Origin of the sequence: Amycolatopsis sp. NPDC059027 (assembly GCF_042739735.1) — a bacterium.
Classification (GTDB): Bacteria; Actinomycetota; Actinomycetes; order Mycobacteriales; family Pseudonocardiaceae; genus Amycolatopsis.
Genome location: NZ_JBHYIK010000006.1, coordinates 137,215 through 141,533, shown reverse-complemented (window position 1 = coordinate 141,533; position 4,319 = coordinate 137,215). Strand labels below are relative to the sequence as shown.

At 73.6% G+C, this 4,319-nt stretch carries 3 protein-coding genes; 2 read left to right on the top strand and 1 reads right to left on the bottom strand.

Going from position 1 to position 4,319, the window contains the following annotated elements; genetic code table 11:
- Positions 1–24: 24 nt before the first annotated feature.
- Positions 25–1,116 (bottom strand): NAD(P)/FAD-dependent oxidoreductase, encoded by a 1,092-nt coding sequence (locus ACFWY9_RS06285; protein ID WP_378338299.1) that lies wholly within the window; start codon positions 1,114–1,116, stop codon positions 25–27.
- Between the two features lie 250 nt (positions 1,117–1,366).
- Here ACFWY9_RS06285 and ACFWY9_RS06280 point away from each other — a divergent pair, with 250 nt between their 5' ends.
- Entirely contained in the window at positions 1,367–2,329 is a 963-nt protein-coding gene (locus ACFWY9_RS06280; protein ID WP_378338298.1) for a serine protein kinase RIO, read from the top strand.
- A 315-nt stretch (positions 2,330–2,644) separates the two neighbouring features.
- Positions 2,645–4,216, top strand: a complete 1,572-nt coding sequence (locus ACFWY9_RS06275) for a DEAD/DEAH box helicase (protein ID WP_378338297.1) — start codon at positions 2,645–2,647, stop codon at positions 4,214–4,216.
- Positions 4,217–4,319 lie beyond the last annotated feature (103 nt).

Here is a 4,319-nt window from a genome sequence, read left to right as displayed (position 1 = left end):
TCCGCCCCCGGATCGGGGGGGGCCTCACCGGTCCGGGGCGCAGACGCTCAGGTCGAACCCGGCGTCCTCGCCGAGTGCGAGCGCGGCCACGAGCTTCCCGGCGAACGGCGCCAGCGTCAGTCCCGCCGCGCCGAACCCGGTGGCGAGCACGAGGCCGTCCGCCGCCCGTCCGAGTACCGGCACCCCGTCCGGCGTGCCCGGCCGGAAGCCCACCCGCGTCTCGGCCAGCGTCGCGTCGGCCAGGCCCGGCGCGACGGCGAGCGCGTGCTCCAGCACCTCGCGCTGCCCGGCAGCGGTGACCCGGTGGTCGAAGCCCGCGCCGGATTCCCGGGTCGCCCCGGCGACGACCCGCGAGCCCGGGAACGCCAGCAGGTAGTGGCTCGTCCGCGGCAGCACGACCGGCCACGCCGACGTCTTCGCCGGTACGTCGAAATGGCTGATCTGCCCCCGCTGCGGTGTCACCGGGACCCGGATTCCCAGCTGCGCCACCAGATCCGCGGTCCACGCGCCCGCGGCCGCCACCACGACGTCAGCGTCGAAGACCTCGCCGCCGGTCAGGACTCGCGGCGCCTTGCCGGGCCGCGGCGACAACCGGGCGTGACTCGCCACCAGGCGCGCGCCCCGGCGCCGCGACGCCGTGAGCAGCGCCTGGCGCACCTGACGTCCGTCGACCCTGGCCGCACCGGACAGGTGGACCGCGCCCAGTTCCGGCGCCAGCGGCGGGAACAACTCCCGCGCCTGTACCGGGTCGAGCCGCCGGATCTTCCCCGCGCCCGGCGCGATCGCCGCCCGCTCGGTGAGACGCCGTTCCCTTTCGCCGAGTTCGCTTTCGTCTTCGGAGACGAGCATTCCGCCCACGACCTCGTACGACGACGCCTCACCGGTCTCCTCGGCGAGTTGCCCGGCCAGTCCGGGGTAGTACGCCGCGGCGGCCGACGCCAGCGGGAAGAGCGCGTCCTCCCAATGCGAGGTCCACGGGCTGACGATCCCCGCGCCCGCCGCGGTCGCCGTCCCGGCCAGCCCGGCGTCCACCACGACGACCTCCGCGCCGCGACGGACCAGGTGATACGCCGTCGCCGCGCCCGCGATGCCACTGCCGATCACGATCACACGCATACCGGGACCCTGCCCCAGCCGCGCGGTGCGGTTCAACGCTTACCGGCTCGCGGTTAATTCGGTTGCGCGTGCTCGCGGGGGTGCGGGATGCTCTGCGCGATCCGGCAGGGAGCCGGTGGAGAACGAGGGAGGTGGCCCCGATGGCGATGACCGTCCTGGGTGCTGCCCGCACCCGTCCACCCGCCCCCCGAGGCTGATCCGCGTCTTCCGCGCGCCCGGTGGGGCATCCCTGAACCAGGAGAACCCACCAGTGCGTCAGCACGATTTCGACGAAGACCACAAAGAGCACGAATTCAACGACCGTTTCGACCGCTTGGCCCGGCGCGCCCGCCGCAACCGCCAACCCGGGCCCGAGCGGGCCGGCAGGATCACCGAAAGCGAACGCGTCCGCCTCGATCGGCTGCGCGAGGACGCCTACACCGAAACGGCGCTGCCCGACGGCGCCGACCGCTGGACCACCTGGGACGAGGCCGAGCAGGGCCCGCTCCCCCGGCCGGACTGGGTGATCACCGGGCTCGGCGCGGTCGACACCGACCTCGGCGTGCTCAAGACCGGGAAGGAGGCCGACGTCCACCTGCTGCGCCGCAACCTGCCCGGCACCGACGGCGTCCTGCTCGCTGCCAAGCGGTACCGCAGTGACGAGCACAAGCTGTTCCATCGGGACGCGGGCTATCTCGAAGGCAGGCGCATGCGCCGGTCACGGGAGAACCGCGCGATGGCGGGCCGCACGACCTTCGGCCGCAACCTGATCGCCGAACAGTGGGCGGCCGCCGAGTTCGCCGCGCTGTGTCGCCTGTGGACGATGGGGGCACCGGTCCCGTATCCGGTGCAGCGCAACGGGACCGAAGTACTGCTGGAGTTCCTCGGGGACGACGAAGGCGCGGCGGCGCCCCGGCTGGCCCAGCTCCGGCCCGGACCCGGCGAACTGGCCGGCCTGTGGCGCCAGGCCGTCGCGGCCCTGGAGCTGCTCGCCGGCGAGGGCGTCGCCCACGGTGACCTCTCGGCGTACAACCTGCTCGTGCACGAGGGCAGGCTCATGGTGATCGACCTGCCGCAGGTGGTCGACGTCGTGGCCAACCCCGGCGGTCTGGAGTTCCTCGCCCGCGATGTCCGCAACCTCGCGGGATGGTTCCACGCGCGGGGGCTTTCCGAGCAGGTCACGGCGATCGACGACCTGCTCGGGGAGCTGACGAAGGTCGCCGGGCTCGGCTGAACGGGTGACGCCGCGGCCGCGGGCACCGGGCGTGGCTGCGGCGTTGCCCACACCCGGGCGCCTCGATGCGAAGTCGCAGCGAGGACTCCGGTACAGTGATGACAGACCGCAACCGGCGGCGTGGATGAGTTGGTGTCCGTCGCCTCCAAAGCCAGCCGAATGGCTCGCGGTATCCGAAATGACCAAAGCGGCGCGCGGTGTCGACCACACGGTGTGCCGGGTTCGTCCCTGTGAACGCCCACCGCACACCATCTTGTCCGCCTGCGCGCGGACAGCCCGGGCCTCCTTGCGACGTACCACGTCCGAGAGGCATTTGTGACAGTCACGTTCAACCATGGCCCTTCCTCCGCGCGCGTGGACCGTCCCCGGGGACGCAAGCCGCGTCACCGCGGCGCGGACACCGGCCGTCCCGCTTCCGCGGACGCCGGAATGCTGCGCGACGACGCGGTGGAGACCGTGGTCACCAAGACCTTCGCCCAGCTGGGCCTCCCCGAGGAACTGCTGCGCGCGCTGGCCGCCGCCGGGATCGACAAGCCGTTCCCGATCCAGTCGGCCACCATCCCCGACGCGCTGGCCGGGCGTGACGTCCTCGGCCGCGCGCAGACCGGTTCCGGCAAGACGCTGGCGTTCGGCCTGGCCATGCTGGCCCGGCTCGACGGCGGCAAGGCCCGGCCGAAGCGCCCGCGCGCGCTCGTGCTGGTGCCGACCCGCGAGCTGGCCATGCAGGTGGCCGACTCGCTGACCCCGCTGGCCAAGGCCATGGGCCTGTGGTGCCGCACCGCCGTCGGCGGGATGGCCTTCGGCCGTCAGGCCGACTCGCTGGCCCGCGGCGTCGACCTGCTCATCGCCACCCCCGGCCGGCTGTCGGACCACGTCCGGCAGGGCACCGCGAACCTCGGCGACTGCAATTTCATCGCGCTCGACGAGGCCGACCAGATGGCGGACATGGGCTTCATGCCGCAGGTCCGCGAGATCCTCGACCTCACCCCGCCCGGCGGGCAGCGGCTGCTGTTCTCCGCGACGCTCGACGGTGACGTCAACAAGCTGGTGAAGCAGTACCTCGCCGACCCGGTGACCCACTCGGTCGCGCCGTCGACCGCGAGCGTGACCACGATGGACCACCACCTGTTCCAGGTGTCCCACCAGGACAAGCAGGACGTCGTGACGCGGATCGGCGCTCGCGAGGGCCGCACGATCATGTTCGTGCGCACCAAGCACCACGTCGACCGGCTCGCCGAGCGGCTGCGTGAGCAGGGCGTGCACGCGGGAGCGCTGCACGGCGGCAAGACGCAGGGCCAGCGCAACCGGGTGCTCGCCGACTTCAAGGAGGGCTACACCCCGGTGCTGGTGGCCACCGACGTGGCCGCGCGCGGCATCCACGTCGACGACGTCTCGCTGGTGCTGCACGTCGACCCGGCCGCCGACCACAAGGACTACCTGCACCGCGCCGGCCGCACCGCGCGCGCCGGGGCGTCGGGTGTCGTGGTCACGCTGGTCACCAACGACCAGCGGCGCACCGTCCGCCGGATGACCGACCGGGCCGGTGTCCGCGCCGAGTCCACCATGATCCGGCCGGACGACCCCGCGCTGACCGAGATCACCGGCGCCCGCGAGCCCAGCGGCGAGCCCGTGGTCGAGCGTCGCCGCGAGTCCCCGCGCCGTTCCGGCGGCCGCGGCTTCGGCTCCCGTGACAACAACCGCGGCTACGGCGAGCGTCGTGGCGGCGACCGCGGCGGCTACGGCCAGGGTTCGCACGAGGACCACGGTCACCGCGAAGGCCGCCCCGGCGGCTTCAACGGCCGTCGCCCGCGCTTCGGCAACGGTGGCGGCAACGGCGGAGGCCGCCCGCAGCGTCCGGGCCGCCGCCCCCGCCGCTTCGACAGCTGAGCCCGAACGGCGAACTCGCGTGATCAGGTAGCGGTGGAGCGGGGTTGGGGGGGGGTCTGGGCGGGACACGCCGGGTGGGGGGGGCCCGCCCGGGCGACGGGGT

What these genes read in the sequence shown, in the direction of transcription:
- ACFWY9_RS06285 (WP_378338299.1), bottom strand. Translation starts at nt 1,116, where the DNA reads ATGCGTGTGATCGTGATCGGCAGTGGCATCGCGGGCGCGGCGACGGCG.